The organism is Streptomyces sp. NPDC058326, assembly GCF_042879855.1.
GTDB lineage: Bacteria > Actinomycetota > Actinomycetes > Streptomycetales > Streptomycetaceae > Streptomyces.
Window position 1 is genome coordinate 116,801 of sequence record NZ_JBHVZO010000003.1, and the last position, 26,542, is coordinate 143,342.

A 26,542-nucleotide genomic window follows, 5' to 3' on the forward strand; every position below is an offset into this window, starting at 1 on the left:
GGGACCATGGCCTACCGCGTCTGCTTCGTCTGCACGGGCAACATCTGCCGTTCGCCGATGGCCGAGCACGTCTTCCGCAGGCGGGTGGAGGAGGCCGGTCTCGGCGCGGCGGTGCGGGTCGACAGCGCCGGCACCGGTGGCTGGCACGAGGGCGACGCCGCCGACCCGCGCGCGGTCGCCGTGCTCGACGAGAACGGCTACACCTCCGCGCACACCGCACGCCGGTTCCAGGCCTCCTGGTTCTCCGGCCTGGACCTGGTGATCGCGCTGGACCAAGGGCATCTGCGGGAGCTCCGGAAGCTCGCCCGCACGCCCGAGGAGGCGGCGCGGATACGACTGCTGCGCTCCTACGACCCCGCCGCGCGGGGCCGCCTCGACGTCCCCGACCCGTACTACGGGGGCCCCGAGGCTTTCGAGGAGTGCCTGGAGATGGTGGAGGCCGCGAGCGAGGAACTGCTCGCGGCCGTACGCCGAGAGATCAAGGAGCGGACACCGTGACCGACAAGGACTACGGCGACGGCACGCGCGCCGTGCGGGCCGGGCTGCCCGAACCGGTGAAGTACGAGCCGACCCTGCCCGGCCCGGTCTTCGCCGCGCACTTCCACCTGCCGGGCGAGCCGACGGGCCCGTACACCTACGGCCGCGACGAGAACCCCACCTGGACCCATCTGGAACGGGCCATCGGCGAGCTGGAGGCGCCGGGGGAGCAGGGCGTCGAGACGCTGGTCTTCGCCTCGGGCATGGCCGCGATCTCCGCCGTCCTCCTCTCCCAGCTGAAGGCGGGCGACGCGGTGGTGCTGCCCACCGACGGCTACCAGGCCCTGCCCCTGCTGCACGAGCAGCTGCGGGCGTACGGCATCGAGGTCCGCACCGCTCCGACCGGCGGCGACGGGCAGCTCGCCGTGCTCGACGGGGCCCGCCTCCTCTGGATCGAGACCCCGTCCAATCCCGGGCTCGACGTCTGCGACATCCGGCGCCTGGTGCGTGAGGCGCATGCCGCGGGGGCGCTCGTCGCCGTCGACAACACCCTCGCCACCCCGCTCGGCCAGCGCCCGCTCGAACTGGGCGCCGATTTCTCCGTCGCCAGCGACACCAAGGGCATGACCGGGCACGGCGACATCCTGCTCGGCCATGTCAGCTGCCGCGATTCCCGGCGGGCGGCGGAGGTGCGGCGTTGGCGCAAGGTCGTCGGTGCCATCCCCGGCCCCATGGAGGCCTGGCTCGCCCACCGCTCACTCGCCACGCTCCAGCTGCGGATCGACCGGCAGTGCTCCACCGCCCTCGCCCTCGCGCGAACGCTCGCCGACCGCGCGGACGTGACCGGGCTTCGTTACCCGGGGCTGCCCACCGATCCCTCGCACACGGTGGCCGCCGCGCAGATGCGGCGCTTCGGGCCCGTGGTCTCCTTCGAACTCGCGGACCGGAAACGGGCCGAGCGGTTCCTCGAAGAACTGCGGATCGTGGACGACGCCACCAGCTTCGGCGGGGTGCGCTCCACGGCGGAGCGGCGCGGACGCTGGGGCGGCGACGCGGTCGCGGAGGGCTTCATCCGGTTCTCGGTCGGCGCCGAGGACCCGGAGGACCTGATCGCCGATGTGCTGCGGGCTCTCGACGAGGCCGGCGCCACCGCCTGAGACCGGCCGCGGATACGCGGACCGGGGCGCTCCGAGCCTCCCCCCTCGTGGCTCGGAACGCCCTCGGTCCACGCGCGGAGACCGCCTGAGCAAGGCTAGTTGACTGTGCGTCAGTGTCCAATCACGGTAGCGACAGAGACCTATCGACTTATTTATAGTTGGACGGTCCTGAGGGGCAGTCGGTCGACCGCATGAGTCGAACGGCCGCACGGCCGGGAGGAGGCGGACATGGACCTGGCCCTGCTGCGCACGTTCGTGGCGGTGCACCGGGCCGGCTCCTTCACCCGCGCCGCCGCGCTGCTCGGCCTCTCCCAGCCGGCCGTCACCAGCCAGATCCGCACCCTCGAACGACAGCTCGGGCGGCCGCTGTTCCTCCGGCAGGCCCGCGGAGTCACCCCGACGACCATCGGCGACGAGCTCGCGCACCGGGCCGCTCCGCATCTGGACGCGCTCGTCGAGATCGCCGAGACCGGCCTCGCCGAGGAGAGCGGCGTCCGCACCCTCCATGTCGCCGGGCCCCCGGAGTTCACGGCGTTCCGCGTCCTGCCCGCCCTCACGCCGCTCATCGGCCAGGGGCTCGCCATACGGGCGTCGTTCCTCGGCAACACGGAGGAGATCCTCGACGGCCTCGCCGCGGGCCACCATGATCTGGCCGTCGCCACCGCCCGCCCCCGGGGCGGTCTGCTGGTCTCCACACCGCTCTGCGACGAGGAGTACGTCCTGGTCGCGGCGGAACGCTGGGCGAACCGGCTCTCCCCCGAGGTCCTGCGCAAGGGCGCCGTGGCCCTCGAACAGCTCCCCGTGGTCGAGGTGCATGAGTCGCTGCCGTTCGTCGCCCGCTACTGGGCGAGCGTCTTCGATTCCAAGCCGGCGGTCGCCGCCGCGGTCATCGCCCCCGATCTGCGCGCTGTACGGGACTCCGCCGCCTCCGGCGCCGGGCTCGCCGTCCTGCCCCGCTACCTCTGTGAGGAGGCTCTGGAGCAGGGCCGGCTCGTGGCGCTGCTCGACCCCCCGGTCCCTCCGCTGCGTACCTACTTCCTCGTCGTACGGACGGGGACGCTCGCGCTGCCGCCGATCGCGCGGGCTCATGAGGGGCTGCTGCGGGCCGCGGTGGACTGGTGAGTTTCAGGACACCCGGGACGGGCCATTTTCTTCCCATGAACGAACGGCCCGTGATCAAACGCACCGCACGCGCCATCCTGCTCGACGGGGACGACCTCATCCTCATCAAGCGCACCAAGCCGGGGATGGATCCCTACTGGCTCACGCCCGGTGGCGGCGTGGAACCCTCCGACACCACCGTCGTCCAAGCCCTGCACCGCGAGGTGTACGAGGAGCTCGGCGCCAAGATCACCGACGTGGTCCCCTGCTTCGTCGACACCGTCGAGCACATCGTCGACGGCGGCGTCTCCGGAGTGAAGGTCCAGCACTTCTTCGTGTGCCGGCTCGACTCCATGGACCCCTCGCTGCGCCACGGCCCCGAGGTCGAGGAACCGGTCGGCGAGTACGAGATCGTCCGGGTGCCCTTCAGTCGGGTCGGCATCGCGGCTGTGCACCTCGTCCCGCTCTCCCTGCGCCACTACCTCGACGGCAACATCGAGGGGGTCCGCGCGATGCACGCCCCCGACCTGGGCTGATCGGAGGCCGCCGCAGGGGCGAGCTCCGCGAGGAAGTCGTGACGGATGCGCTCCACCGGGACCCCCGCGTCCCGGAGCGCGTCCACCCCGCGACGGACCATGCCGAGCGGACCCGAGAGATAGGCGTCGCGTCCACTCCACGGACCGTAACGGCAGACGGCCTCTGGGAGCCGGCCCTGCTCCTCGGTGACCGGGTGGACGGAGAGCCAGGGAAAGGTCTTCTGGAGCCGCAGCATCGTGTCGATGTCGTAGAGGTCGTGACCGCTGCGCGCCCCGTAGAAGACATCGACCGGCCGGCGGTCCCCGTGCTCGGCGACATCCTCGACCAGGGCCTTGATCGGCGCTATCCCGGTGCCGCCGCCCACACAGAGCAGACCGGTGTCCGTGGCGTGGTCGACCGTCATGGAACCGGCCGGCGGGCCCAGGCGCAGTACGTCCCCGGGGCGTGCCCGGTGGACCAGTGCGTTGGACACCCAGCCGGCCGGAACCGCCTTGACGTGGAGGGACAGCAGTCCGTCGGGTCGTGGCGCCGACGCGAAGGAGTAGTGCCGCCAGACCCGCGGCCACCACGGGGTCTCCAGCGTCGTGTACTGCCCCGCGAGGAAGGGATACGGCTGGTCGGGCCGGAGCGTGACGACGGCGATGTCCGGGGTCCGCAGATCATGGGAGACCACCTCGGCCTGCCACCACGCGGGCGCCGACCGCTCGTCCTCCGCCGCAGCGTCGATCATGATCTGCGAGATCGTCGTGTACGTACGGACCCAGGCCGCCTCGGTCTCCTCGTCCCAGCTCGTCGTCGCGTACCGGACGAGTGCGCCGATCAGCGCCTCGCCCACGGCCGGATAGTGGGCGGAGTGGGTGCCGTACTTGCGATGGCCCCTGCCGAGGTTCTCCAGGTACGCGGTGAGCACCGGTGTGTCGTCCAGGTGCTCCGCCGCGGTGAGGAGGGCCTTCAGGAGCCGGTCCCGCTGGGTGTCCATGGCCGCGGGGAACATGTCGCGCAGCTCGGGGTTCCTGATGAAGAGCAGCGCGTAGAAGTACGAGGTCACCCGGTCGGCGACCGGGGCGATCTCCGCCAGAGTGCGCCGTACGAGGACCGCGTCGGCGGATGCTTCGCCAGGTATTCGCGGCTCGTTCCCGTCCGCGGCCGCCGTCTCCTCGTCCGCCGCCGGCCGAGCTTCGTCCGCGTCACTCACCCTGGGCTCGCGGGCGTCCGCGTCCTCCGCTGCCCTCGTGGTGGTCGGAGCATCCATCATGTGCCTCGCCCTCGCGCTGGCCGGCTTCCGTGGTCGCAGCATGACCCTTCCGTCCGGCGCTTCGGACAGAAAGCGGAGTTCTCGGGCCAAAGGGCGGGCTTTATGACTAAGCTGCGCGGTTTTGGACCAGAGCGTAGGCCTCGCGCAGATCGCCGCCGGTGTAGGTGTAGCGGGAGACCCCGGCGAGATGATGGTCCGCGTTCACCGCCACGGTGTCCGGCACGATCGCGAAGAGTTCCGCATCGGACATGGAGTCCCCGTAGGCGACGCAGTCGGCGGGGTCCACCCCGAACTCCGCGCAGAGTCGCCCCGCGATCCGCACCTTCGCCCTCGCGTCCAGGATGCTGGGCCGGTGGATCGGCTCGGTGAAGGGGACGGCGGGCCATCGCGAACCGTGCGCCGCGTCGGCACCCCAGTCGAGAAGCCGCTCGACGAAGAAGTCGGGAGAGAGGGAGATGACCGCACAGCGGTCGCCCCGGTCCCGGATGTCGGCCCAGACCTCGCGGATGCCGTCCAGCCAGGGCGCTCCTTCGAAGGCGGCCGCGACCTGTGCCTCGGTGAGCGCGGACCACAGCTCGCGGGCCCGGACGGCGAACTCGTCGGGGGTCATGCCCTGGAGGAAGCTCTCCTCAAGCGCGGTGATCTCGTCCAGGACCCCCAGTTGCCGGGAGATCTCCACCGCCGCGGCCGATCCCCTGATCAGGGTGCCGTCGAGGTCGAAGAGGTGCAGTCGCTGTCTACGGGGTTTCACGTGAAACATCGTCCCCATGGAGCAGGGTGGAATCAACGCGCCTTCGGGTATCGGCCAGATCCGGTAAAGCGCTGGACGGAAGATCACCGCGTCGGACAGCCTGACAGCATGCCGATCTCCTCCCCTTCCCTCGCCCAGCTCCCCATTCGGCGCCTCACCTCGGAGGACCTCCTCGCCTGCGCCGACCTCGCCGAGAACCGGGGCTGGCAGCGCGAGGAACACAAGTGGGGGCTGCTGCTCACCGCCGGCACCGGGTACGGCATCGACGACCCCTCCGGAACCGGACTGACCGCCTGCTCCGTGGTCACCTCGTACGGCCCGGGGCTCTCCGCGATCGGCATGGTGCTCGTCGCCGAGCGGTACGCCCGCCAAGGGGTGGGACGCCGGCTCATGGAGCATGTCATCGAGGAGGCCGGGGAGACACCGCTCACTCTCTACGCCACGGCAAACGGCCAGCCCCTCTACGAGCAGCTGGGCTTCACGCAGACGAGCCGGTCGGAGATGGTGCTCGGGCGGTTCACCTTCACCACACCCGCCCCGGCGGTTCCGGTGCGCCCGGCGACAGCGGAGGACCTTCAGGCGATCCTGCGCCTGGACCATGAGGTCTTCGGCCTCGACCGCACCCCGATGATCACCCGGCTCCCCGCGTTCGCGGACCACCTCCGGGTCGCGGAGGTGGACGGGGAGATCACGGGCTTCGCGGCGGCCTGGCCCAATATGGACACCCATGTCGTCGGACCGCTGATCGCCCGGGACCCGGCCACGGCCCAGGCACTGATCGCCTCCCTGGCGGCCGCCACCGACCGACCGCTGCGCACGGACATCGACGTACGCCACACCTCTCTACTCGGCTGGGCGAAGGAGAACGGCATCGACACGATCGCCACCACCTCGGTGATGGTCCGCTCGCTCCCCGACCTCCCCGGCGACTGGCGCCGCCGCTTCGCTCCGCTGACCGTCGCGGCCGGATAGTCCGCCCGCCCCGGACCCCGCAGCGCGCCCCGGACCCGGCGGGCCGGCCTGCCCCGGACAAAGTTACTTGCACACGCGCATTATTGCGTCGCATCGTCTACCCTGGGTCGAGAGCCGCTCTGGTGCCGAGGAGAGACCGAGGAGAGACATGACCGCGACCGACCCCGCCCTCACCGCGCTCTCCCAGCGCTGGTGCGCCCTCTCCCTGCTGCACGGCAGGATCGAGTCCCACCTTGAGCGTGCCCTGGAGGCCCGGCACGGCCTGAGCGTGCGGGAGTACTCGCTGCTCGACGTCCTCAGCCGCCAGCACAGCGGCCCGGGGGGACACCTCCAGATGAAGCAGGTCGCCGACGCGGTCGTCCTCAGCCAGAGCGCCACCACCCGGCTCGTCACCCGGCTCGAAGACCGCGGTCTGCTCACCCGGTACCTCTGTGCCACCGACCGGCGCGGCATCTACACCGATGTCACCGAAGCCGGCCAGAAGCTCCTGGAAGAGGCCCGCCCCACCAACGACAGCGCGCTGCGCGAGGCCCTCGACGAGGCGGCGAAGAACCCTGAGCTGGCCCCGCTGGTCCAGGTGGTCGAGGGTCTGACCGTTCCCGCGTGACGGGGAGCCGGAAGCCGCGGGCGCGAGCGGGACGGCCCGCTCACACGCGAGCGGTACCACCGGCAGACCGGCGTACGCTGCGGGCATGAGCGATCTTGAGATACGCCCCGCCACAGCGGAGGACCTCCAAGCCATCGTCGCGATGCTCGCCGACGACCCCCTGGGCGCGCAGCGTGAATCCCCGGACGACCTCGGCCCCTACCTCACCGCCTTCGATCGCCTGGCGCACGACCCCCACCAGCACCTCGTCGTGGCCGTCCGGGCGGACAAGGTCGTCGGCACCCTCCAGCTGACGGTCATCCCGGGACTCTCCCGCAGGGGCGCCACCCGCTCGATCGTCGAAGGCGTCCGCATCCATGCGGATGAGCGCGGCAGTGGGCTGGGGACACAGCTCATCGAATGGGCCGTCGAGGAGTCCGGACGCCAGGGCTGCCGGCTCGTTCAGCTGACCTCCGACGCCACCCGCACCGACGCCCACCGCTTCTACGAGCGACTTGGCTTCGAGGCCTCCCACGTGGGCTTCAAGAAGAACCTCTGACCGGCCAACGAGACGGCTGCACGCAGGGCCGGCGGCCCTGCGTGCAACGTCACATGAGGCACCACGTCCCGGCACGGTGTTTCACGTGAAACCCATAGAACGGCTCAGAGGCCGCGCCACCCGGCCTCGTCCACCCCGCCCGGAACGGCATCCTCGGGCGCGTACGGCTCCCGGGTGAAGACGAACGAGCCAAGGTCGAGATGGCTCACACTGCCGTCGGCGCGCCGGACCGCCCGCAGCGTCTCGCCCGCGTAGTAGCCGTTCAGCCCGACCCAGCCACCCTCGGGCAGCGCCCGGAAGCGGGCACGTCGCCCGGCTCCCCGCAAGGGTTCCAGCACCACTCCCCGCTCGGGGCCGAGCCGCAGCCCGTAGGCGTACGTCCCCCAGTACCAGGGCCCCGTCAAGGCAAGGAGCTCCTCGTCGACCTCGGACTCCGGAAGCGGGCGCCACGGCTCCGGGAACCTCGGCTCCGCCTCCGCCACGATCCGCACCAGATCAGCTGCCACGAGCGCCGCCGGCGGCCCTGAGGTGGCATTGGCGAGGGCGATCGCCGCAAGCCCCTCCTCCACGCTCACCCAGAGGGTGGCCACGAAGCCAGGAAGCGACCCGGTGTGGCCGATCAAGGTCCGGCCGTCCTTGCGCAACAGCTGAAGACCGAGTCCGTAGCCTCCCTCCCACTCCCCCTCGCCCGCCGGGGAGGCCGGAACCCGCATCTCCTCCACGGAGGACGCGGCGAGCACCCGCTCGTCACCCGCTGCGAGGAAGGCGGCGAACCGGGCGAGATCCGCCGCCGTCGACCAGAGCTGCCCCGCCGGCGCCATCAGCCCCAACGACTCGGACGGCTCCGGCAGCATCACATCGGCCCAGGGGTGCACCGCCCAGCCACCCGCGTGCGGCGCGACCGGATCGACCGTCGTACGGCCCATCCCCAGAGGCTCCAGGATCTCGCGCCGCAGCGCCTCCTCCCAGGACACCCCTCGCACGGACTCCACCAGCGAACCGAGCAGCGTGTAACCGGGGTTGGAGTAGTGGTGACGGCGCCCCGGCGTCTGGAGGAGGGGTTGCTCCCCCAGGACGTCGGAGAGCTCCGGCCGAAGCGTGGCGGACGAACGCTCCCACCACTGGCCGGGGGTCTCCGCCGCGAGACCTCCACTGTGGGTCAGGAGTTGAGCGACCGTCACCTCGCCGACCCCCGTGCCCTTGAGATGCCGCTCCAGCGGATCGTCAAGGCTCAGAAGGCCCTCGTCCCGCAGGCGCATCACCAGCACGGCGGTGAACACCTTGGTGAGAGAACCGATCCTGAACTGCGTGTCGGCGTCCGGCGCGTGCCCGTCCACGCAACTGCGCGAACCGCTCCACACCAACGCTCCGTCGCGCACCACCGCCCCAACAAAGGAAGGCGCCCGCCCCTCCGACTGGGCGACCGCGAGGCGATGCAGCAGAGCCCGCTCGGTACCGGGCAGCAAGGCTTCGAAAGATGTCGTCATGAGGGCCATCCAACGCGATGCCCTCCCCAAAGGCCCCCGGGTTTCCGCCCGGACGGCCCGACGGCCCGACGGACGGACTGCCCGACGGACGGACGGCCGGACGCGCCGGGCCCTCCGGTCACGTCTGGGCCATGTCCACGAAGCGCGAGTAGTGGCCCTGGAAGGCCACGGTGATGGTGGCCGTCGGGCCGTTACGGTGCTTGCCCACGATGATGTCCGCCTCGCCCGCCCGGGGGGACTCCTTCTCGTATGCGTCCTCGCGGTGCAGCAGGATCACCATGTCGGCGTCCTGCTCGATCGAGCCGGACTCACGCAGGTCGGAGACCATCGGCTTCTTGTCGGTGCGCTGCTCAGGGCCACGGTTCAGCTGCGAGAGCGCGATCACGGGCAGCTCCAGCTCCTTGGCGAGGAGCTTCAGGTTTCGCGACATGTCGGAGACCTCTTGCTGGCGGCTCTCCTGCCGCTTCGAGCCGCCCGACTGCATGAGCTGCAGATAGTCGATGATGACGAGCTTGAGGCCGTTGCGCTGCTTCAGCCGGCGGCACTTCGCCCGGATCTCCATCATCGAGAGGTTCGGTGAGTCGTCGATGTAGAGCGGTGCCTGCGAGACGTCCGGCATCCTGCGCGCGAGGCGCGTCCAGTCCTCGTCGGTCATCGTGCCGGAGCGCATGTGGTGCAGCGCGACCCGGGCCTCGGCCGAGAGCAGACGCATCGCGATCTCGTTCCGGCCCATTTCGAGGGAGAAGATGACGCTGGGCAGGTTGTGCTTGATGGACGCCGCCCGGGCGAAGTCCAGGGCGAGGGTCGACTTACCCATGGCAGGACGGGCCGCGATGATGATCATCTGGCCGGGGTGCAGGCCGTTGGTGAGCGAATCGAGGTCGGTGAAACCGGTGGGTACACCGGTCATCTCGCCGCTGCGGGAGCCGATCGCCTCGATCTCGTCGAGCGCCCCCTCCATGATGTCGCCGAGCGGAAGATAGTCCTCGGTGGTGCGCTGCTCGGTGACCGCGTAGATCTCGGCCTGGGCCGAGTTCACGATCTCGTCGACGTCTCCGTCGGCCGCGTAGCCCATCTGCGTGATCTTGGTGCCGGCCTCCACGAGACGGCGCAGGACGGCCCGTTCGTGGACGATCTCCGCGTAGTACGAGGCGTTGGCGGCGGTCGGTACGGACTGGACCAGGGTGTGCAGATAGGAAGCGCCGCCCACCCGGGTGATCTCTCCGCGCTTGGTGAGCTCGGCGCCGACCGTGATCGGGTCGGCCGGCTCGCCCTTGGCGTAGAGGTCGAGAATCGCGGCGTAGACGGTCTCGTGGGCGGGCTTGTAGAAGTCGTTGCCCTTGATGATCTCCACGACGTCCGCGATGGCGTCCTTGGAGAGCAGCATGCCGCCGAGAACGGACTGCTCGGCGTCGAGGTCCTGCGGGGGCACGCGCTCGAAGCCGGAGAGCCCCCCGTCCCAGGGGCCGTCGCCGCCCCGCTCGTGCTGGTCGTCACGCCCTCTGCCCCGCCCGCGCCCGTCGACGCGGGTACGGGGGGGCAGCCGGTCGCTCGGTCCGCTGTCGGCCCAGGGGTCGTCCAAGGGCTCGGTAACGCTCACCAAGCCACCTCCTCCCGTCCGCTCCGCGGACCTCGCCGTGCCACTCTTTCCTACGCCACGGCCTTCATCAAAGAGTGGCTGCGCGTCCGCTTCTGGCGCGTCGGGCGCCGGTCCACGGTAGGCCCGCGAGAGGCGTCAGCCAATCTGGTTATCCACAGGCCCTGTGGGTGAACGGCCAGATGCTGTGGAGAACCCCCCGGAACCTGTGCACGGAGCGGGGGACAGCCATGTGGACAAACTCATAAGGACCCCCACACCACTCGCCTGACCTGGTGTTTTTCCATCCACGGGCTGTGGGGGAGAAAAACTTTCTCCCCCAGCTCAAGATCAGAACAAACGACCCACACCCGAAGCCCCTTACCCTCATCAAGTAAGGACTCCATAGGCATTGCGTCGCTTACCTGTGGAAGATTAGATTGACCCCCATGACCCAGGCCCCCGCGACCTCCAGGGCCGACCGCCGCCGACACGACCGCGAGATCATCTCCCTCGCCCTGCCGGCCTTCGCCGCACTGGTCGCCGAGCCGCTCTTCCTCATGGTCGACAGCGCAGTCGTCGGCCATCTCGGCACCCCCCAGCTCGCGGGTCTCGCCATCGCCGCCGCCCTGCTGTCGACCGCCGTCAGCGTCTTCGTCTTCCTCGCCTACGCCACCACGGCCGCCGTCGCCCGCCGGGTCGGTGCCGGAGACCTCCAGGCCGCCATCCGTCAGGGCATGGACGGCATCTGGCTCGCCCTCCTCCTCGGCGCCGCGGTCGTCGCACTGACCCTGCCCGCGGCACCCTGGCTCGTCGACGTCTTCGGAGCCTCCGACACCGCGACCCCCCACGCCGTCACCTACCTCAGAATCTCCAGCCTCGGCATCCCCGCGATGCTGGTGGTCCTGGCCGCCACCGGCGTCCTGCGGGGCCTCCAGGACACCCGTACCCCGCTCTACGTGGCCATCGCCGGCTTCACGGCCAACGCCGCGCTCAGCATCGGGCTGGTCTACGGGGCGGGCCTCGGCATCGCGGGCTCCGCCTGGGGCACGGTCATCGCCCAGTACGGCATGGCGTCCGCCTACCTCGTCGTGGTCGTACGCGGTGCCCGGCGCCACGGAGCCTCCCTCCGCCCCGACGCGGCCGGCATCCGCGCCTCCGCCCAGGCCGGCGTGCCGCTCCTCGTCCGTACGCTCTCGCTGCGCGCCGTCCTGATGATCGCCACGGCCGTCGCCGCCCGGCTCGGTGACGCGGAGGTCGCCGCCCACCAGATCATCCTGTCCCTGTGGAGCCTGATGGCCTTCGCCCTCGACGCGATCGCCATCGCGGGCCAGGCCATCATCGGTCGGTATCTCGGCGCGGGTGACGCCCAAGGCGCGCGCCAGGTCTGCCGCCGCATGGTCCAGTGGGGCGTCGTCTCCGGTGTGGTGCTGGGCGCGCTCATCGTCGTCGCCCGGCCCCTGTTCATCCCGCTCTTCACCGGCGACACCACGGTCCAGGACACCTTGCTCCCGGCCTTGCTCGTGGTCGCCGTCTCCCAGCCGATCTCCGGAGTGGTCTTCGTCCTCGACGGCGTCCTGATGGGCGCGGGGGACGGCCTCTACCTGGCATGGGCCATGCTGCTGACCCTTGCCGTCTTCGCCCCGGTCGCCCTCGCGATCCCCGCGCTCGGCGGCGGGCTCACAGCCCTGTGGTGGGCGATGACGCTGATGATGTCGGTCCGGATGGCCACGCTCTGGCTGCGCTCCCGATCCGGTCGCTGGATCGTCACGGGCGCCACCCGGTGATGTTTCACGTGAAACGCCCTCATTCTTCTGAGAAGAGGCCATAAAGCAGCGGAAGGGCCGCACCCCGGGGGGTGCGGCCCTTCCTCACTGCTGAGCGCAGACTGCCAAGGGCAGCGTTACGCGGCGACGACCTCGACGCCGAGCTTCGCGGCAACCTCGGGGTGCAGACGCACGGACACCTGGTGCGAGCCCAGGGTCTTGATCGGCGAACCGAGCTCGACGCGACGCTTGTCGACGTCGGGGCCACCCGCGGACTTGATCGCCGAGGCGATGTCGGCCGGGGTCACGGAGCCGAAGAGACGGCCGGCGTCGCCGGAGCGAACGGCCAGGCGCACCTTCGTGCCCTCGAGGCGGGCCTTGATCTCGTTGGCCTGCTCGATGGTCGCGATCTCGTGGATCTTGCGGGCGCGGCGGATCTGCGCCACGTCCTTCTCGCCACCCTTGGTCCAGCGGATCGCGAAACCACGCGGGACCAGGTAGTTGCGAGCGTAGCCGTCCTTGACGTCGACGACGTCGCCAGCGGCACCGAGGCCAGAGACCTCGTGGGTGAGGATGATCTTCATTTTTCGGTCACCCTTCCCTTATCGCGCGGTGGACGTGTAGGGCAGCAGCGCCATCTCACGGCTGTTCTTGACGGCCGTGGCGACGTCACGCTGGTGCTGCGTGCAGTTGCCGGTCACGCGGCGGGCACGGATCTTGCCGCGGTCGGAAATGAACTTCCGCAGCATGTTCGTGTCCTTGTAGTCCACGTAGACGGTCTTGTCCTTGCAGAACGCGCAGACCTTCTTCTTAGGCTTGCGCACAGGCGGCTTCGCCATGGTGTTTCTCCTGTGTGATCAAGAAGTGGGGGTACGAGCCACTTCGAGGGCTTGCGCCCTAGAAGGGGGGCTCGTCCGAGTAGCCGCCGCCGGAGTTTCCACCCCAGCCGCCACCGCCGCCACCGGCCTGCTGGCCGCCGCCGGAGGAGGAGGCACCGCCGGTCGCCCACGGGTCGTCGGCGGGAGCACCGCCACCACCCTGCTGGCCACCGCCGGAGTTTCCGCCCCAGCTGCCACCGCCGCCGCCGGCCTGCTGGCCGCCGCCACCGCCGCCGTACCCACCCTGGCCGCCGCGACCGGTGGTCTTGGTGACCTTGGCCGTGGCGTTCTTGAGGCTGGGGCCGACTTCCTCGACGTCCAGCTCGTAGACCGTGCGCTTGACGCCCTCACGGTCCTCATAGGACCGCTGCTTCAGCCGGCCCTGCACGACGACGCGCATGCCTCGCTGAAGCGACTCGGCGACGTTCTCCGCCGCCTGACGCCAGACCGAGCAGGTGAGGAAGAGGCTTTCGCCGTCCTTCCACTCGTTGGTCTGACGGTCGAAGGTGCGGGGGGTGGACGCGATACGGAACTTCGCGACCGCCGCACCGGACGGGGTGAAGCGCAGCTCGGGGTCGTCGACAAGATTGCCGACGACCGTGATGACGGTCTCGCCTGCCATGGGGGAACCTCTCGGCGGGATTGCTTCTGGCTGCTGTGTTGCTACTCGGACCCGATGACCACTGAGCTAGAAGCTCAGTGGGTCTCGGGGCGGAGGACCTTGGTCCGGAGGACCGACTCGTTCAGGTTGAGCTGTCGGTCGAGCTCCTTGACGACCGCAGGCTCGGCCTGCAGGTCGATGACCGAGTAGATGCCCTCGGGCTTCTTCTTGATCTCGTAGGCCAGACGACGACGGCCCCAGGTGTCGACCTTCTCGACCTTTCCGTTGCCCTCACGGACGACAGAAAGGAAGTTCTCGATCAGCGGGGAGACAGCGCGCTCCTCGAGATCAGGGTCGAGGATGACCATCACTTCGTAGTGACGCATGTGGAACCCACCTCCTTTGGACTCAGCGGCCACGGTCGTTCCGTGGCAGGAGGGTCGTGATGCGTAAGCAACGGTATCCGCCGCCACTGACAGTCCCCCTCGGCGAACGAGGGACACCGCCGGGATCCAGACGGACCAGGGCAGACACCGGTGCAGACCGTACAGCGTACCCGGACATCGCCCTCCGGTTGAAATTCACCGGTGAGGGGACGCAATCTGTACACAACGGATGTAGGCGGCGCTAGGATGCGCCGCCTTCCGGCAGGCACGCCAGGAGGTGCTCCATGGCACAGGCAATGCGACCCGACCCCGGCCACTCCCTCTTCGCCACCGACGGCAAGCCCCATCCGCTCCAGGACACCCTGGTCGGAGTGACTCTGGTGCTGGGCGTCCTCGCCTTCGTCACCGCGCAGTTCCACAACCTGCATCTGCTGAGCTCCTGGGCGGGCCTGATCGGCATCCTGACCGGCGCCTACGGACAGTTCATCTCGGTGACGACGCGCGAGCGCTTCGCCCTCATCGTGGGGCTCGGCGCGGCGGCCCTGGGCTTCTTCCTCGGCATGGCCCACGGCGGTCTCTTCGGAGGCGTCGTCGGCTGACCGGCGGCACGTCAGGGCGTACATGCCCATTCGGGGCGCTCCCCGGTCACAGTAGGCTTCGGCGCGAGAGCCGGAGCCCCTGACCGATGGGGACACACCTGCCGAGGAGCGCCCCGCATGAGCCTGACCCTGAGGACCATCAGCCGTGAGCAGCATCTGGGATTCATCCAGAGCCAGCCCTCGGCGAGCCACTGCCAGGTCCCGGCGTGGGCTGATGTGAAGACCGAGTGGCGCTCGGAGAACCTCGGCTGGTTCGACAAGAACGGCGAGCTGGTCGGCGCCGGTCTCGTCCTCTACCGCCAGCTCCCGAAGATCAAGCGCTACCTGGCGTATCTGCCCGAGGGCCCGGTCATCAACTGGTACGCGCCCAACCTCGACGACTGGCTGCAGCCGATGCTGGCGCACCTCAAGCAGCAGGGCGCCTTCTCGGTGAAGATGGGCCCGCCGGTCGTCATCCGCCGCTGGGACTCGGCCGCCATCAAGTCCGGCATCCAGGACCCGGACGTCAAGCGGCTCAAGGACGTCCAGGCCACCCACGTCGAGCCGCGTGCCTTCGAAGTCGCGGACCGGCTGCGGAAGATGGGCTGGCAGCAGGGCGAGGACGGCGGCGCCGGCTTCGGCGACGTACAGCCCCGCTACGTCTTCCAGGTCCCGCTCGCCAACCGCTCGCTCGACGACGTCCTCAAGGGCTTCAACCAGCTGTGGCGCCGCAACATCAAGAAGGCCGAGAAGGCCGGTGTCGAGGTCGTCCAGGGCGGCTACGAGGACCTGGCGGAGTGGCAGCGGCTGTACGAGATCACGGCCGTCCGTGACCACTTCCGGCCGCGCCCTCTCTCGTACTTCCAGCGCATGTGGACCGTCCTCAACAACGAGGACCCCAACCGCATGAGGCTGTACTTCGCGCGCCACAACGGCGTGAACCTCTCCGCGGCGACCATGCTCGTCGTCGGCGGGCACGTCTGGTACTCCTACGGCGCCTCCGACAACATCGGCCGTGAGGTCCGGCCCTCGAACGCGATGCAGTGGCGGATGCTGCGCGACGCCTACGCGATGGGCGCGACCGTCTACGACCTGCGGGGCATCTCGGACTCGCTCGACGAGACCGACCACCTCTTCGGGCTCATCCAGTTCAAGGTGGGCACGGGCGGCGAGGCCGTCGAGTACGTCGGCGAGTGGGACTTCCCGCTGAACAAGCTGCTGCACAAGGCGCTCGACATCTACATGTCGCGCCGCTGACCCGTGTGGTGCCGCTGACGTTTCCGTAGTCTCGTACATACCTTTGATACACCGCTGCCATCAGAAAGGTTCCGGGCCGGCCATGGCGCTCTCCCTCTACGTCGACACCGCTCGCTGGCGCGCGCACCAGAAGACCGTCATCGACCAGTTCCCCGGCGTCATCCCGGTCTGCAAGGGCAACGGATACGGCTTCGGCCACGAACGCCTCGCCGACGAGGCGGCCCGGTTCGGGGCCGACATGCTCGCCGTGGGCACCACGTACGAGGCCGCGCGGATCAAGGACTGGTTCAGCGGCGACCTGCTTGTCCTCACCCCCTTCCGCCGGGGAGAGGAACCGGTTCCGCTGCCCGACCGGGTCATCCGCTCCGTGTCGTCCGTGGATGGCGTCCACGCCCTGGTGGGGGCCCGGGTCGTCATCGAGTGCATGAGCTCGATGAAGCGGCACGGCGTCCGCGAGGAGGAGCTCCAGCAGCTCCACGCCGCCATCGAGGACGTACGCCTCGAAGGCTTCGCGCTCCACCTCCCCCTGGACCGTCCTGACGGCACCGACGCCGTCGAGGAGGTCATCGGCTGGATGGACCGGCTGCGCGCCGCCCGGCTGCCGCTGCACACCATGTTCGTCAGCCACCTGCGGGCCGAGGAACAGGCCCGTCTCCAGCAGCAGTTCCCCCAGACCCGGTTCCGCGCCCGGATCGGCACCCGGCTGTGGCTGGGCGACCACGAGGCCACGGAGTACCGGGGCGCGGTCCTGGACGTCACCCGGGTCGCCAAGGGCGACAGGTTCGGCTACCGCCAGCAGAAGGCCGCGTCGGACGGCTGGCTGGTCGTCGTCGCCGGCGGCACCTCGCACGGCGTGGGCCTGGAGGCCCCCAAGGCGATGCACGGCGTCATGCCGCGCGCCAAGGGCGTCGCACGAGCCGGTCTCGCCACCGTCAACCGGAACCTTTCGCCCTTCGTCTGGGCAGGGAAGCAGCGCTGGTTCGCCGAGCCGCCGCACATGCAGGTGTCGATCCTGTTCGTGCCCGCCGACGCCCAGGAACCCCGGGTCGGCGACGAGCTCGTGGCCCATCTGCGCCACACCACGACACAGTTCGACCGACTCGTCGAACGCTGAGCGCTGATCCGGCCGACCCCCGTCACCCCCGGGAGCTCTGCTCTCCGGGGGTGCCCCATTCCACCCGCGGGCGGCCCTCCACGGCAGCGGCCGCGTGCCGGGCGGGATGCGCGGCCCTGCCGGCCACCACGACGTCCTCCGCACCGTCCAGGACGCCCCCCGAGGGGTCGTCCGCGCCGTCCTGCCTGACGGGGTCCTTCTCGGGCCTCAGGATGTCGCGTACGACCATCACGCACAGGTAGAGCGTGCCGAGCAGGTGCAGGACGATGGCGAACTGGTAGCCGTCCACCGGCAGTCCCTGCTTGTTGCCGCTGGTCGTGAACGCCAGGTACATCCAGACGCCCACGAAGTACATGACCTCGCACGCCTGCCACACGAGGAAGTCACGCCAGCGCGGCCGGGCGAGAGCGGCCAGCGGGACGAGCCACAGGACGTACTGCGGCGAGTAGACCTTGTTGGTCAGCACGAACGCGGCGACGACCAGGAACGCCAGCTGGACGAAGCGGGGCCTGCGGGGCGCCGTGAACGCGAGGTAGGCGAGGCCGGCCACCGCCGCCACCATCAGCAGCAGCGCGTACAGGTTGGCCCGGTCCGGCGGGATCGTGATTCCCGTCCGCTGGCTGACGAGCAGCCAGACCGAACCGAAGTCGACGTTCCGCTGCCGGCTGAAGACGTAGAACTGCTTCCAGCCCTCGGGGGCCAGCAGCATTACGGGCAGGTTCACCACCAGCCACGCGCCGCCCGCGCCGAGTACCGCGGCCCCGTACTCACGCCACTTCCCGGCCCGCCAGCAGAGCAGCAGCAGCGGGCAGAGGAGCAGAACCGGGTAGAGCTTGGAGGCGGTGGCAAGACCGAGCAGGACGCCGAAGGCCAGCGGCCGCCCGCGCGACCACATCAGGACCGCCGCGGCGGTCAGCGCGACGGCCAGCAGGTCCCAGTTGATCGTGGCCGTGAGGGCGATCGAGGGGGCCAGGGCGACAAGGAGGCCGTCCCAGGGCCGCAGGCGGTGCGTCCGGGCCACACAGACCGCGAGGACGGCCGCGCAGACCATCAGCAGACCCGCGTTGGCCAGCCAGTACGCCCGCTCCTGCTGCATCGTGTCGCCGCCGCCGGGCGTCAGCCAGGCGGCGACCTCCATGAACAGACCCGTCAGGACCGGGTACTCCAGAAACGGTATGTCGCCGCCCAGCCGGTCGAAGTAGGGCACCAGGCCGTCCGCGAAGCCCCGCCCCGAGAAGAGGTGCGGGATGTCGGAGTAGCAGGCGTGGGTGTACTGGGAGGTCGTGCCCCGGAACCAGGCCCAGTTGTAGCAGGGCAGCTTCTGCACCATGCCGAGCGCGAACATGCCGATGGCCACGAGGGCGATCACCCGCACCGGCGTCAGCTGCCCGCCGTAGGCCGCCGCCCTGCGGCCGTAGGGGCCGCCGATCAGTTCGCTGCCCGCGGCGGCCACCTTGTCCCGGCGGGTGGGGCTGACCGTCGGCGAGCGGCCCTGCGACCGGTCCTGCGGCGCGCTCGTCTTCTGGAGGCTCGGCATGGGGGACATCCTGCCGTACGTCCCCGGGAAAACGGCGAGGGCCGCCGCGGCCGGCCCGTACGGAAGGTACGGAGCGGACGCGGTGGCCCTCGGGGAGTGTCCCGCCGGGGCGGGATCAGGGAACCCAGGTCCCGTCACCGGGCCTGCCGCCCCCGCCACCCCCGTTGTCGTTGTCGTCCGTCGGCGAGTCGGTCGGACCCGGTTCGTCGGTGTTGGTGGGTGCCGTGGTGGTGGGTTCCCCGGTGTTGCCTCCGGGATCGCCCGGTTCCCCGGTGTTGTGGCAGTTCCAGTCCAGGACGTCACAGGTCGTCTTGCCCGGCTTCGGCGTCCTGGAGGTCGGCGGGGGAGTCGTCGTCGGCGTCGTCGGGGGAGTCGTCGTCGGCGTCGGCGTCGTCTCGGTGGGCGTCGGCGTGGGCGACGGCGTCGGCGTCGGGCTCTTGGCGCCACCGCCGAAGACGGGCTCGGCGCCCTCCAGCTTCTCCGGCTTCGGGAAGTCCACGACCGGCATGCCCTCCACGGCATCCGTCATGTAGTCCTGCCAGATCTCCGAGGGGAACGACGAACCGTGGATCGAGTCCTGGCCACCCGTGTCGTACATCTCCAGGAACTTGCGGTTCTTCTTCGTGTCGTCGTCGTCGTAGCGGTACATGTCGATCGCGGTCGCCAGCTGCGCGGTGTACCCGACGAACCAGGCCGACATGTTGTCGTCGGTCGTACCGGTCTTGCCGGCCACGGCACGGCCCGGGATGCGGGCGTTCTTACCGGTGCCCTCGTCGTCGTCCACGACGCTCCGGAGAACGTCGGTGACGTTGTTGGCGATGGCCGGCGTGAAGGGCTTCTTGGAGGCGGCCTTGTGCTGGAACTTGACGACGCCGTCCTTCTTGACCTTCTGCACCGAGTAGGGATCGTTCTGCTCGCCCTCGTTGGCGAAGGTGGCGTAGGCACCGGCCATGCGGATGGCGCTCGGGCTGGAGATACCGAGGGAGAACGAGGGCACCTCGCCCTGGACGAGCGAGCTTTCCAGCAGCCCGGCCTCCATGGCGGTCTGGCGCACCTTGTCGATGCCGATGTCCATGCCGAGCTGCACGTACGGCGAGTTGGCGGAGCGGATCATGGCCCGGCGCAGGGAGATGGCGCCGTAGCTGGCGTCCCCGTCATTGGCCTGGCGCCACTCCTCGCCCTTCTCGTTGTGCCAGATCTCGCCGTTGTACTTCCGGACCGTCAGGTTGTTCTTGCCGGAGTAGCGGCTCTTGTCCGGGTCCACGATCGTGCGGGTGGACGCGTCCTGGACGGGCCCGAGCTCCGGGTCCCGGACGCCGTGCTTCATCGCGGCGGCGAGCACGAAGGGCTTGAACGTCGATCCGACCATGGCGCCGGTGGCGTCGGCGTTGTTGCTGAAGTGCTTGGTCGCGTCGACACCGCCGTAGAGAGCGACGATCTTCCCGGTCGCCGTGTCGACGGAAGCACCACCGAACTGGACGTGCGTGTCGTCGTCCGGGCGCTTCTCCGGGTCGATGTTCTCCTTGATGACCTTCTTGACCGCGCTCTCCAGCGCGTTCACCTTCGGCTTCTCGAAGGTCGTGTAGATCTCGTAGCCGCCGCGCTCGAGCTCCTGGGGGCTGATGCCGAACTGGGCCTTGATGTTCGCGTTGGCGGTCTTGACCAGGTAACCGATCTGGCCGCTCAGGTTGGCGCTCTGGCCGGGCTTCCGAAGCTTGGGGAAGGTCGTGTACTTCGCCCGCTCCTCGGCCGTGAGGTGCCCGTCCTTCTGCATCTCGTCGAGGATCCACTTCCACCGGACGGTGGCCCGCTCGGTGTTCTTCTCGGGCGTGGCGTTGGAGTCGATCTCGGGGTAGCCGGCGGGGTCGTAGTACGTCGCGCCCTTCAGCACCGCGGCGAGCAGCGCCGACTCGCTGGGGTTGAGCTTGTCGGTGTCCTTGTTGAAGTACGCGCGGGACGCCGCCTGGATGCCGTACGCGCCGCGACCGTAGTACGCGGTGTTGAGATAGCCGGCCATGACGTCGTCCTTCTCGACCTCGTCGCCGACCTTCATGGAGATGAAGAGTTCCTTCACCTTCCGGGTGACGGTCTGCGACTGGTCGTCAAGACGGTTGTTCTTCACGTACTGCTGGGTGATGGTCGAACCACCCTGGGTCTCGCCGCCCTTGGCCATGTTCCACACGGCGCGGGCGATACCCATGGGATCGACACCGGAGTCGTCCCAGAAGGTCTTGTTCTCCGCCGAGATCACCGCGTTCTGCATGGACTTCGGGATCTTCGCGAACGGGACGATCTGGCGGTTGGTGCCGCTGCCCGTCGCGACCATGCGGGTCTCGTCGGCCCAGTAGTAGATGTTGTTCTGCGAGGTCGCGGTCAGAGCCTCGTCGGGGATCTCCACCTTCGAGTACGCGAACGCCGCCGCGCCCATCAGGCTCGCCGCGAAGAACAGGAACGTACCCGTCACGAGCTTCCACGACGGCACCCAGCGGCGCCAGCCGTACTTGCCGTACCGCGGGTAGTCGATGATCCGCTTCTTGCCGGGCGGGGGGCCGGCGGGGCCGCGCCCCGGACCGCCGCCACGGCCGCCACCTCCGCCGCCGCGCCGTCCACCACCGGACCCGCCGGGGCCACCGGGGCCGGTGTCAGCCCCCTTCCGGCGGCTGCCGCGCTGGGCAGCCCTGCGGGCCTCCGCGCGACCCCCGTAGGGACGCTGTTCCTCCCCATGGGAAGAAGCAGGCCCGTACGAGGCCGAAGGGGCCCCCGTACCGACGTCATGGGCCGGGGCCGACCTGCGGCCCACCGGCTGCTGGGCAGCGCGCCGTGCCGCCGCGCGACCGCCCGTGGGCGGCTGCTGCGGCGGCATTTTGCGACGATGCTCGCTCATCGAACGACTACTCCTCGGGCAGGCGCACAGGCGCCTGGAAGCGGCAGTTGAGTTCCGGTCCCCCCGAAATGCACACGGCTGGAACCCCATCGGAGGTCCTTCCGTACCGCAGCCGGTCACCCGGAGCACTGACGCCCCACGGCAGTGCTCGGTTCCCGGTGATCTGCATGCCGCACAGACTACGCACGGCCAAAACCCACCTAGGGCCGGACTTCATACCAAATCAGGCAAGTCGATCCCTGCGAATTGACGATGTGACGCCGGTCACGGCGGTCCCACTTGTCGAGACACAGAGGCCGTTCTATCGTGCTGATGTATCGAGTCGATACATCAGCACGGCATAAGAGTCCCGAAGACGGCGGAGGAGGCGACACATGAGCAGACGCTCCGGCATCCTCGAGTTCGCCGTCCTCGGCCTGCTGCGCGAGGCTCCGATGCACGGGTACGAGCTGCGGAAGCGTCTCAACACCTCGCTGGGCGTCTTCCGGGCCTTCAGCTACGGAACGCTGTATCCCTGCCTCAAGACGCTGGTCGCCAACGGCTGGTTGATCGAGGAACCGGGCAGCGCTCCCGAGGAGGCCCTCGCCGCTTCACTCGCAGGACGCCGGGCCAAGATCGTCTACCGGTTGACACCCGAGGGCAAGGAGCACTTCGAGGAGCTCCTCTCCCACACCGGCCCGGACGCCTGGGAGGACGAGCACTTCGCCGCACGCTTCGCCTTCTTCGGGCAGACCGAGCGCGAGGTGCGAATGCGCGTCCTCGAAGGGCGCCGCAGTCGGCTGGAGGAGCGTCTGGAGAAGATGCGTGCCTCCCTGGCCCGGACCCGCGAGCGCCTCGACGACTACACGCTTGAGCTGCAGCGCCACGGTATGGAGTCCGTGGAGCGCGAAGTGCGCTGGCTGAACGAGCTCATCGAGAGCGAGAGGGCAGGGCGGGATCAGCGATCCGGCACCGACGCCCCCGCTCGGCACGACAACGATTCTGGAGAAACGGGCGGCCTGCCCCGGCACGGGGGCAGTACCCGGCCGGATCCGTCCGACGACACCGCCAAGTGAAACCCTGCGCACCGCAGGGCTTCCACGATCACACAGGGAGCAACCGGAATGGGTTCGGTTCGCGTAGCCATCGTCGGCGTGGGCAACTGCGCCGCCTCGCTGGTTCAGGGCGTCGAGTACTACAAGGACGCCGACCCGGCGGCCAAGGTGCCCGGCCTGATGCACGTCCAGTTCGGCGAGTACCACGTCGGTGACGTCGAGTTCGTCGCCGCCTTCGACGTCGACGCGAAGAAGGTCGGCCTCGACCTCTCCGACGCCATCGGCGCCAGCGAGAACAACACCATCAAGATCTGCGACGTCCCGAACAAGGGCGTCACGGTCCAGCGCGGTCACACGCTCGACGGTCTCGGCAAGTACTACCGCCTGACCATCGAGGAGTCCGCCGAGGAGCCGGTCGACGTCGTCCAGATCCTCAAGGACCGCCAGGTCGACGTTCTCATCTGCTACCTGCCGGTGGGCTCCGAAGACGCCGCGAAGTTCTACGCCCAGTGCGCCATCGACGCCAAGGTCGCCTTCGTCAACGCTCTTCCGGTCTTCATCGCCGGTACCAAGGAGTGGGCGGACAAGTTCACCGAGGCGGGCGTCCCGATCGTCGGCGACGACATCAAGTCGCAGGTCGGCGCGACCATCACGCACCGTGTGATGGCGAAGCTGTTCGAGGACCGTGGTGTCCGTCTTGAGCGCACGATGCAGCTCAACGTCGGCGGCAACATGGACTTCAAGAACATGCTGGAGCGCGACCGCCTGGAGTCCAAGAAGATCTCCAAGACCCAGGCCGTCACCTCGCAGATCCCCGACCGCGAGATGGGCGAGAAGAACGTCCACATCGGTCCGTCCGACTACGTGGCGTGGCTGGACGACCGCAAGTGGGCGTACGTCCGCCTCGAAGGCCGTGCCTTCGGCGACGTCCCGCTGAACCTGGAGTACAAGCTCGAGGTGTGGGACTCCCCCAACTCGGCGGGTGTCATCATCGACGCCCTCCGCGCCGCGAAGATCGCCAAGGACCGCGGCATCGGTGGCCCGATCCTCTCCGCGTCCTCGTACTTCATGAAGAGCCCGCCGGTGCAGTACTTCGACGACGAGGCCCTGGCCAACGTCGAGAAGTTCATCGCGGGTGAGGTCGAGCGCTAAAGCTCCGCACCTTTGACGAAGAGGGTCCCCGAGGCACTGCCCCGGGGGCCCTCTTCGTATGTGAGTCTTGCTGCCATGTCCGTCGTACGTGATCTGCGCGTACTCCTGCGCCTGACGAACTTCCGCCGCCTGCTCGCCGTCCGGCTGCTCTCCCAGTGCGCCGACGGCGTCTACCAGGTGGCCCTGGCCACGTACGTCGTCTTCTCCCCCGAGAAACAGACCTCGCCGACCGCGATCGCCTCCGCCATGGCGGTCCTCCTGCTGCCGTACTCGCTCGTCGGACCCTTCGCCGGAGTGCTCCTCGACCGCTGGCAGCGGCGCCAGGTCTTCCTGTACGGCAACCTCCTGCGGGCCTTGCTCGCCGGCGGGACCGCCGTACTCGTCCTCGCCTCCGTCCCCGACTGGCTCTTCTACGCCTCCGCGCTCTCCGTCACCGCCGTCAACCGCTTCGTGCTCGCGGGGCTCTCCGCCTCCCTCCCGCGGGTCGTCGACGCCGAGCGGCTGGTCGTGGCGAACTCGCTCTCCCCGACCGCCGGCACCCTCGCCGCGACCCTGGGCGGCGGCCTCGCGTTCGGCGTCCAACTCGCCGCCGGGAAGTCCGACGCGGCCGTCGTGGCCTTCGGCGCCGTCCTCTACCTCTGCGCGGCCCTCGCCTCCCTGCGAATGTCCCGGGAGCTCCTCGGTCCCGACCCGGACCTCGCGCCGCAGCGCCTCACCTCAGCCCTGGCCTCGACGGCCCGAGGCCTGGCCGCCGGGCTGCGGCACCTCGCCGAGCGACAGCCCGCAGCCCGCGCTCTCCTCGCGGTGGGCCTCATGCGCTTCTGTTACGGCGCCCTGCTCGTCACCGTGCTCATGCTCAGCCGCTACGCATGGAGCTCCACGGAATCCGAGGGGCTCGGGCTCCTCGGACTCGCCGTCGCCTCCTCGGGTGCGGGCTTCTTCGCGGCCGCCGTCCTCTCCCCCTGGGCGGTGGGACGGCTCGGCCCCTTCGGCTGGATGACGGTGTGCGCGGCGACGGCCGCCGTGCTCGAACCGGCGCTCGCCCTGACTTTCGCCCCGGTCCCCTTCCTCGTCGCCGCCTTCCTCCTCGGGCTCATCACCCAGGGATCCAAGATCGCGACGGACACGGTGGTGCAGACGTCCGTGGACGACTCCTACCGAGGCCGGGTCTTCGCGCTGTACGACGTGCTGTTCAACGTCGCCTTCGTGGCGGCGGCGGGGGTCGCCGCGCTGATGCTGCCGCCCGACGGCCGATCCGCCCTGCTGGTCGTCCTGGTGGCCGGGATCTATGCGGCGATCGCCCTGGCATTGCGGCGAGAACGCACCGAGGGGTGATGTTTCACGTGAAACACCACCCCTCGCGGGTACCGGGAGCGCGGTGTTTCACGTGAAACATCGCTGCGCCCTGACGCGGCTCAGCTCTGCGCTTCCCACCATTCCTTGAGCGCGGCGACGGCACTGTCGTGCTCCATGGGCCCGTTCTCCAGCCGGAGCTCCAGCAGGAACTTGTACGCCTGCCCGATGGCGGGACCGGGGCCGATGCCCAGGATCTCCTGGATCTGGTTGCCGTCGAGGTCGGGGCGGATCGAGTCCAGCTCCTCCTGCTCCTGGAGCTGGGCGATGCGGTCCTCCAGGCCGTCATAGGCACGGGAGAGCGCGGACGCCTTGCGCTTGTTGCGGGTGGTGCAGTCCGAGCGGGTCAGCTTGTGCAGACGCGAGAGCATCGGTCCGGCGTCACGGACGTAGCGGCGCACGGCCGAGTCGGTCCACTCACCCGTCCCGTACCCGTGGAAGCGGAGGTGCAGCTCCACCAGCCGCGAGACGTCCTTGATCATCTCGTTGGAGTACTTGAGCTCGGTCATGCGCTTCTTCGTCATCTTCGCGCCGACCACTTCGTGGTGGTGGAAGGAGACCCGGCCGTCCTTCTCGAAGCGACGGGTACGCGGCTTGCCGATGTCATGGAGCAGGGCCGCAAGGCGCAGCACCAGGTCGGGACCGTCCTCCTCCAGGTCGATCGCCTGGTCCAGCACGGTCAGGGAGTGCTCGTAGACGTCCTTGTGGCGGTGGTGCTCATCGCTCTCCAGACGGAGCGCGGGCAGCTCGGGGAGCACATGGTCGGCGAGCCCGGTGTCCACGAGGAGACCGAGACCCTTCCGCGGGTGGGCCGAGAGCAGCAGCTTGTTGAGTTCGTCACGGACGCGCTCGGCGGAGACGATCTCGATCCGGCCGGACATCTCCTTCATCGCCGTGACGACCTCGGGAGCGACCTCGAAGTCCAGCTGAGCAGCGAAACGCGCTGCCCTCATCATGCGCAGGGGGTCGTCGGAGAAGGACTCCTCCGGCGTACCCGGCGTACGCAGCATCTGGGCGGCGAGGTCCTCAAGGCCACCGTACGGGTCGATGAACTCCTTCTCGGGAAGGGCCACGGCCATGGCGTTGACGGTGAAGTCACGCCGGACGAGGTCCTCCTCGATGGAGTCGCCGTAGGAGACCTCGGGCTTGCGCGAGCTCCGGTCGTACGCCTCCGAGCGGTATGTGGTGACCTCGATCTCGAAGCGCTGAACGGTGTCTCCCACACGGGCGTCCTTCTGGCAGCCGACCGTGCCGAAGGCGATGCCGACCTCCCACACGGCGTCGGCCCATGGACGGACGATCTTCAGTACGTCCTCGGGGCGGGCGTCGGTGGTGAAGTCCAGGTCGTTGCCGAGCCGTCCGAGCAACGCGTCCCGTACCGAGCCGCCGACCAGCGCGAGGCTGAACCCCGCCTCCTGAAAACGGCGGGCAAGGTCGTCGGCGGCAGGGGACACACGCAGCAGTTCACTGACCGCGCGGCGTTGCACCTGGCTCAGGGCAGTCGGGGTGTCTTCGTTGGCGTTCGGCACAACAGAAAAGGGTAC

Annotated in this window: 25 protein-coding genes; 14 read left to right on the top strand and 11 right to left on the bottom strand. The window is 69.4% G+C overall.

The features are described from left to right. The first annotated feature begins 6 nt into the window (after positions 1–6). The 4 genes from ACFVYX_RS06105 to ACFVYX_RS06120 all read left to right on the top strand — a co-directional run bounded on the left by ACFVYX_RS06105 (position 7) and on the right by ACFVYX_RS06120 (position 3,271). Positions 7–498, top strand: coding sequence for a low molecular weight protein-tyrosine-phosphatase (locus ACFVYX_RS06105; protein ID WP_389680146.1), 492 nt, complete (start codon positions 7–9; stop codon positions 496–498). Further along, a complete protein-coding gene (locus ACFVYX_RS06110; RefSeq protein ID WP_389680147.1) occupies positions 495–1,634 on the top strand; it encodes a cystathionine gamma-lyase in 1,140 nt (379 codons plus the stop codon). The genes ACFVYX_RS06105 and ACFVYX_RS06110 overlap by 4 nt, the downstream gene beginning before the upstream one ends. A 228-nt stretch (positions 1,635–1,862) precedes the next feature. Next, entirely contained in the window at positions 1,863–2,756 is an 894-nt protein-coding gene (locus ACFVYX_RS06115; protein WP_389680148.1) for a LysR family transcriptional regulator, read from the top strand. A gap of 35 nt (positions 2,757–2,791) precedes the next feature. Continuing rightward, entirely contained in the window at positions 2,792–3,271 is a 480-nt protein-coding gene (locus ACFVYX_RS06120; protein WP_389680149.1) for an NUDIX domain-containing protein, read from the top strand. Here ACFVYX_RS06120 and ACFVYX_RS06125 read toward each other — a convergent pair. Next, positions 3,214–4,527 carry a globin domain-containing protein gene (locus ACFVYX_RS06125; protein WP_389680150.1) on the bottom strand — a complete coding sequence of 438 codons (1,314 nt, stop codon included), beginning with the start codon at positions 4,525–4,527 and terminating at the stop codon, positions 3,214–3,216. The two genes, ACFVYX_RS06120 and ACFVYX_RS06125, sit on opposite strands and share 58 nt — an antisense overlap. A gap of 106 nt (positions 4,528–4,633) precedes the next feature. Next, positions 4,634–5,287 (bottom strand): HAD family hydrolase, encoded by a 654-nt coding sequence (locus ACFVYX_RS06130; protein ID WP_389680151.1) that lies wholly within the window; start codon positions 5,285–5,287, stop codon positions 4,634–4,636. Positions 5,288–5,386: 99 nt separating this feature from the next. On the opposite strand from ACFVYX_RS06130, the gene ACFVYX_RS06135 reads away from it, so the two are divergent. The 3 genes from ACFVYX_RS06135 (at position 5,387) to ACFVYX_RS06145 (ending at position 7,395) form a co-directional block, all read left to right on the top strand. Beyond that, a complete protein-coding gene (locus ACFVYX_RS06135; protein ID WP_389680153.1) occupies positions 5,387–6,250 on the top strand; it encodes a GNAT family N-acetyltransferase in 864 nt (287 codons plus the stop codon). Positions 6,251–6,398: 148 nt separating this feature from the next. Further along, positions 6,399–6,857: a MarR family winged helix-turn-helix transcriptional regulator gene (locus ACFVYX_RS06140; RefSeq protein ID WP_389680154.1), complete on the top strand. Its 459-nt coding sequence runs from the start codon at positions 6,399–6,401 to the stop codon at positions 6,855–6,857. A gap of 85 nt (positions 6,858–6,942) precedes the next feature. Further along, positions 6,943–7,395, top strand: coding sequence for a GNAT family N-acetyltransferase (locus tag ACFVYX_RS06145; protein WP_389680155.1), 453 nt, complete (start codon positions 6,943–6,945; stop codon positions 7,393–7,395). 104 nt (positions 7,396–7,499) lie between these two features. Here ACFVYX_RS06145 and ACFVYX_RS06150 read toward each other — a convergent pair whose 3' ends face one another. Both ACFVYX_RS06150 and dnaB read right to left on the bottom strand, forming a co-directional pair. Next, entirely contained in the window at positions 7,500–8,882 is a 1,383-nt protein-coding gene (locus tag ACFVYX_RS06150) for a serine hydrolase domain-containing protein (RefSeq protein ID WP_389680156.1), read from the bottom strand. A gap of 118 nt (positions 8,883–9,000) precedes the next feature. Continuing rightward, positions 9,001–10,482, bottom strand: coding sequence for a replicative DNA helicase (gene dnaB / locus ACFVYX_RS06155; RefSeq protein ID WP_389680157.1), 1,482 nt, complete (start codon positions 10,480–10,482; stop codon positions 9,001–9,003). A 425-nt stretch (positions 10,483–10,907) separates the two neighbouring features. Here dnaB and ACFVYX_RS06160 point away from each other — a divergent pair, with 425 nt between their 5' ends. Then, complete coding sequence (locus tag ACFVYX_RS06160) at positions 10,908–12,245, top strand: MATE family efflux transporter (protein ID WP_389680158.1); 1,338 nt, start codon at positions 10,908–10,910, stop codon at positions 12,243–12,245. A 116-nt stretch (positions 12,246–12,361) separates the two neighbouring features. On the opposite strand, the gene rplI is transcribed toward ACFVYX_RS06160, so the two are convergent. The 4 genes from rplI to rpsF all read right to left on the bottom strand — a co-directional run bounded on the left by rplI (position 12,362) and on the right by rpsF (position 14,089). Next, positions 12,362–12,808, bottom strand: coding sequence for a 50S ribosomal protein L9 (gene rplI / locus ACFVYX_RS06165; protein WP_030204953.1), 447 nt, complete (start codon positions 12,806–12,808; stop codon positions 12,362–12,364). Positions 12,809–12,826: 18 nt separating this feature from the next. Beyond that, complete coding sequence (gene rpsR, locus ACFVYX_RS06170) at positions 12,827–13,063, bottom strand: 30S ribosomal protein S18 (protein ID WP_003956534.1); 237 nt, start codon at positions 13,061–13,063, stop codon at positions 12,827–12,829. 58 nt (positions 13,064–13,121) lie between these two features. Continuing rightward, complete coding sequence (locus tag ACFVYX_RS06175; protein WP_389680159.1) at positions 13,122–13,724, bottom strand: single-stranded DNA-binding protein; 603 nt, start codon at positions 13,722–13,724, stop codon at positions 13,122–13,124. A gap of 74 nt (positions 13,725–13,798) precedes the next feature. Beyond that, positions 13,799–14,089 (bottom strand): 30S ribosomal protein S6, encoded by a 291-nt coding sequence (rpsF, locus tag ACFVYX_RS06180; RefSeq protein WP_015034882.1) that lies wholly within the window; start codon positions 14,087–14,089, stop codon positions 13,799–13,801. A gap of 284 nt (positions 14,090–14,373) precedes the next feature. Between rpsF and ACFVYX_RS06185 the strand changes: the two genes are divergently transcribed. From ACFVYX_RS06185 to ACFVYX_RS06195, 3 genes are all read left to right on the top strand, one after another. Further along, positions 14,374–14,688 (top strand): hypothetical protein, encoded by a 315-nt coding sequence (locus tag ACFVYX_RS06185; protein WP_389680160.1) that lies wholly within the window; start codon positions 14,374–14,376, stop codon positions 14,686–14,688. A 117-nt stretch (positions 14,689–14,805) separates the two neighbouring features. Next, the gene (locus ACFVYX_RS06190) at positions 14,806–15,924 is read left to right on the top strand and encodes a lipid II:glycine glycyltransferase FemX (protein ID WP_384101849.1); all 1,119 of its coding nucleotides are present in this window, start codon (positions 14,806–14,808) and stop codon (positions 15,922–15,924) included. A gap of 82 nt (positions 15,925–16,006) precedes the next feature. Continuing rightward, on the top strand, positions 16,007–17,038 hold the full coding sequence (locus ACFVYX_RS06195; RefSeq protein ID WP_389680161.1) for an alanine racemase: 1,032 nt from the start codon (positions 16,007–16,009) through the stop codon (positions 17,036–17,038). A 22-nt stretch (positions 17,039–17,060) separates the two neighbouring features. On the opposite strand, the gene ACFVYX_RS06200 is transcribed toward ACFVYX_RS06195, so the two are convergent. Both ACFVYX_RS06200 and ACFVYX_RS06205 read right to left on the bottom strand, forming a co-directional pair. Continuing rightward, on the bottom strand, positions 17,061–18,575 hold the full coding sequence (locus ACFVYX_RS06200) for a glycosyltransferase family 87 protein (protein WP_389680162.1): 1,515 nt from the start codon (positions 18,573–18,575) through the stop codon (positions 17,061–17,063). A gap of 115 nt (positions 18,576–18,690) precedes the next feature. Continuing rightward, complete coding sequence (locus ACFVYX_RS06205; RefSeq protein ID WP_389680163.1) at positions 18,691–21,459, bottom strand: transglycosylase domain-containing protein; 2,769 nt, start codon at positions 21,457–21,459, stop codon at positions 18,691–18,693. Positions 21,460–21,833: 374 nt separating this feature from the next. Between ACFVYX_RS06205 and ACFVYX_RS06210 the strand changes: the two genes are divergently transcribed. The 3 genes from ACFVYX_RS06210 to ACFVYX_RS06220 all read left to right on the top strand — a co-directional run bounded on the left by ACFVYX_RS06210 (position 21,834) and on the right by ACFVYX_RS06220 (position 24,980). Further along, a complete protein-coding gene (locus ACFVYX_RS06210) occupies positions 21,834–22,514 on the top strand; it encodes a helix-turn-helix transcriptional regulator (protein WP_389680164.1) in 681 nt (226 codons plus the stop codon). A gap of 48 nt (positions 22,515–22,562) precedes the next feature. Beyond that, positions 22,563–23,645 (top strand): inositol-3-phosphate synthase, encoded by a 1,083-nt coding sequence (locus ACFVYX_RS06215; protein WP_389680166.1) that lies wholly within the window; start codon positions 22,563–22,565, stop codon positions 23,643–23,645. A 75-nt stretch (positions 23,646–23,720) separates the two neighbouring features. Beyond that, a complete protein-coding gene (locus ACFVYX_RS06220) occupies positions 23,721–24,980 on the top strand; it encodes an MFS transporter (protein ID WP_389680167.1) in 1,260 nt (419 codons plus the stop codon). Between the two features lie 80 nt (positions 24,981–25,060). Here the strand turns inward: ACFVYX_RS06220 and ACFVYX_RS06225 are convergent, their stop codons facing one another. Next, on the bottom strand, positions 25,061–26,527 hold the full coding sequence (locus ACFVYX_RS06225) for a CCA tRNA nucleotidyltransferase (protein WP_389680168.1): 1,467 nt from the start codon (positions 26,525–26,527) through the stop codon (positions 25,061–25,063). Between the last annotated feature and the right edge of the window lie 15 nt (positions 26,528–26,542).

Excerpts from the sequence above, each read along its gene's own strand:
- ACFVYX_RS06105 (WP_389680146.1), top strand. The coding sequence starts at position 7 with ATGGCCTACCGCGTCTGCTTCGTCTGCACGGGCAACATCTGCCGTTCG.
- ACFVYX_RS06115 (WP_389680148.1), top strand. The coding sequence starts at position 1,863 with ATGGACCTGGCCCTGCTGCGCACGTTCGTGGCGGTGCACCGGGCCGGC.
- ACFVYX_RS06120 (WP_389680149.1), top strand. The coding sequence starts at position 2,792 with ATGAACGAACGGCCCGTGATCAAACGCACCGCACGCGCCATCCTGCTC.
- ACFVYX_RS06125 (WP_389680150.1), bottom strand. The coding sequence starts at position 4,527 with ATGATGGATGCTCCGACCACCACGAGGGCAGCGGAGGACGCGGACGCC.
- ACFVYX_RS06130 (WP_389680151.1), bottom strand. The coding sequence starts at position 5,287 with ATGTTTCACGTGAAACCCCGTAGACAGCGACTGCACCTCTTCGACCTC.
- ACFVYX_RS06135 (WP_389680153.1), top strand. The coding sequence starts at position 5,387 with ATGCCGATCTCCTCCCCTTCCCTCGCCCAGCTCCCCATTCGGCGCCTC.
- ACFVYX_RS06140 (WP_389680154.1), top strand. The coding sequence starts at position 6,399 with ATGACCGCGACCGACCCCGCCCTCACCGCGCTCTCCCAGCGCTGGTGC.
- ACFVYX_RS06145 (WP_389680155.1), top strand. The coding sequence starts at position 6,943 with ATGAGCGATCTTGAGATACGCCCCGCCACAGCGGAGGACCTCCAAGCC.
- ACFVYX_RS06150 (WP_389680156.1), bottom strand. The coding sequence starts at position 8,882 with ATGACGACATCTTTCGAAGCCTTGCTGCCCGGTACCGAGCGGGCTCTG.
- ACFVYX_RS06160 (WP_389680158.1), top strand. The coding sequence starts at position 10,908 with ATGACCCAGGCCCCCGCGACCTCCAGGGCCGACCGCCGCCGACACGAC.
- rplI (WP_030204953.1), bottom strand. The coding sequence starts at position 12,808 with ATGAAGATCATCCTCACCCACGAGGTCTCTGGCCTCGGTGCCGCTGGC.
- rpsR (WP_003956534.1), bottom strand. The coding sequence starts at position 13,063 with ATGGCGAAGCCGCCTGTGCGCAAGCCTAAGAAGAAGGTCTGCGCGTTC.
- ACFVYX_RS06175 (WP_389680159.1), bottom strand. The coding sequence starts at position 13,724 with ATGGCAGGCGAGACCGTCATCACGGTCGTCGGCAATCTTGTCGACGAC.
- rpsF (WP_015034882.1), bottom strand. The coding sequence starts at position 14,089 with ATGCGTCACTACGAAGTGATGGTCATCCTCGACCCTGATCTCGAGGAG.
- ACFVYX_RS06185 (WP_389680160.1), top strand. The coding sequence starts at position 14,374 with ATGGCACAGGCAATGCGACCCGACCCCGGCCACTCCCTCTTCGCCACC.
- ACFVYX_RS06190 (WP_384101849.1), top strand. The coding sequence starts at position 14,806 with ATGAGCCTGACCCTGAGGACCATCAGCCGTGAGCAGCATCTGGGATTC.
- ACFVYX_RS06195 (WP_389680161.1), top strand. The coding sequence starts at position 16,007 with ATGGCGCTCTCCCTCTACGTCGACACCGCTCGCTGGCGCGCGCACCAG.
- ACFVYX_RS06200 (WP_389680162.1), bottom strand. The coding sequence starts at position 18,575 with ATGCCGAGCCTCCAGAAGACGAGCGCGCCGCAGGACCGGTCGCAGGGC.
- ACFVYX_RS06205 (WP_389680163.1), bottom strand. The coding sequence starts at position 21,459 with ATGAGCGAGCATCGTCGCAAAATGCCGCCGCAGCAGCCGCCCACGGGC.
- ACFVYX_RS06210 (WP_389680164.1), top strand. The coding sequence starts at position 21,834 with ATGAGCAGACGCTCCGGCATCCTCGAGTTCGCCGTCCTCGGCCTGCTG.
- ACFVYX_RS06215 (WP_389680166.1), top strand. The coding sequence starts at position 22,563 with ATGGGTTCGGTTCGCGTAGCCATCGTCGGCGTGGGCAACTGCGCCGCC.
- ACFVYX_RS06220 (WP_389680167.1), top strand. The coding sequence starts at position 23,721 with ATGTCCGTCGTACGTGATCTGCGCGTACTCCTGCGCCTGACGAACTTC.